The sequence below is a fragment of the Rhodococcus opacus genome (assembly GCF_012396235.1).
Classification (GTDB): domain Bacteria; phylum Actinomycetota; class Actinomycetes; order Mycobacteriales; family Mycobacteriaceae; genus Rhodococcus_F; species Rhodococcus_F opacus.
The window spans coordinates 1-1,555 of record NZ_JAAXPA010000101.1; the positions used below are offsets into that span (position 1 = coordinate 1).

1 protein-coding gene is annotated in these 1,555 nt (G+C 64.0%); it reads left to right on the forward strand.

Annotation, left to right across the window (positions count from 1 at the left end):
* The first annotated feature begins 52 nt into the window (after positions 1–52).
* Positions 53–1,513: an aldehyde dehydrogenase family protein gene (locus HGB39_RS38040; RefSeq protein ID WP_043791291.1), complete on the forward strand. Its 1,461-nt coding sequence runs from the start codon at positions 53–55 to the stop codon at positions 1,511–1,513.
* Positions 1,514–1,555: the final 42 nt, after the last annotated feature.

The following is a 1,555-nucleotide window of genomic DNA, read 5'->3' on the forward strand; positions in this document are numbered from 1 at the left end:
GTCGGCGGCACCTACCAACGATTTTCGAGTAGTGAGGGTTTGAATAGTGACAATGACCGATGTGGATTTGACGGCTACGTGTTTGATTGGTGGTCGGTGGGTGCCGGGGTCGGGAGCGGATGCCATCGAGGTGTTCAATCCTGCGACGGGGCGGGTGATTACGGAGTTGGTGCCGGCGTCGATTGAGGATGCGGAGGCGGCTGTGGTGGCTGCGTCTCGCGCTTTCGCCGACTGGGGTTCGCGGCCGTTGTCGGAGCGGGTGCGGTTTTTGTATCGGATGAAGGTGATCCTCGAGGACAATGTCGAGTCGTTGGCTCGCACGATCACGATCGATCAGGGTAAGACGTTGGATGAGGCGCGCGGTGAGGTGGGGCGGGCTGTCGATTTCTTGGAGACGGCGATTGCCGCTCCGATGCTGTATCACAGTGACGCCGTGAACGTCACCACTGGTGTGGATGCGCGGCGGGTGCGGGAGCCGTTGGGGGTGTGTGTGGCGGTGACGCCGTCGAATTTCCCGGTGATGAACACGGTGCAGTTCTCGGCGTGGGCTCTGGTGACGGGTAATGCGTTGATCATCAAGGCGTCCGAGCAGGATCCGCTCGCGTCCACCGCGGTGATTCGGTTGCTGCAGCAGGCGGGTCTGCCGGATGGGGTGCTGAATTTGGTGCACGGCCGGGCGGATGTGGTGAAGCATTTGATTGCCCACCCGTCGGTGGTGGCGGTGTCGTGCATCACGTCGTCGCCGACGGCGCGGGCGATCTATGCGGCGGCGGCGGCAGCGGGGAAGCGGGTGCAGGCCAATGGTGGTGCGAAGAATCCGATCGTGGTGGCCGCGGATGCGGATCTCGATAGGGCGGCGGCCGGGATCGTGTCCTCGTCCTATGGGATGGCGGGTCAGCGGTGCCTGGCGGGGAGTCGGGTGGTGGTGGTCGGTGACGTCTACGGCGATCTGATGGACCGTGTGGTGGCGTTGGTCGATCAGTTGGTGGTCGGTGACGGTATGGCCGAGGGTGTGACGATGGGTCCGGTCGTCAGCGCCGAGAGCAAGGAGCGGATCCTGGCGGCGCTGGGGGAGGCGGAGGATCTGGGTGCGACGTTCGTCCTCGATGGTCGGAACGTGAAGCCGGTGGGTGGGGCGGGGTCGGAGAACGGCTATTTCATCGGGCCGACGATTGTTGCCGATTTGGATCCGCGGCACGGGGTGGAGGGTCGGGAGTTGTTCGGTCCGGTGATCAATGTGCATCGGGTGGACACGCTCGCGGAGGCGATCGCGTTGTCGAATGACACCGAGTTCGGTAACGCTGCCGCGGTGTTCACCAGCTCTGGTGCGGTGGCGGCGGAGTTCGAGCGGGGTATCCGGGCCGGCAATGTGGGTGTCAATGCGTTTCCGGCGCCGCCGGCGAATGTGACGATGGGCGGGTACGGTGCCTCGTTCTACGGTGACCTGCATGTGTGTGGTGCTGCGCCGTTGGATTTCTTCACCGATCAGAAGCTGGTCGTCACACGATGGTGAGCACTATGCGGCGAGCCAGTGGGAACGCGACATGAACTCCGC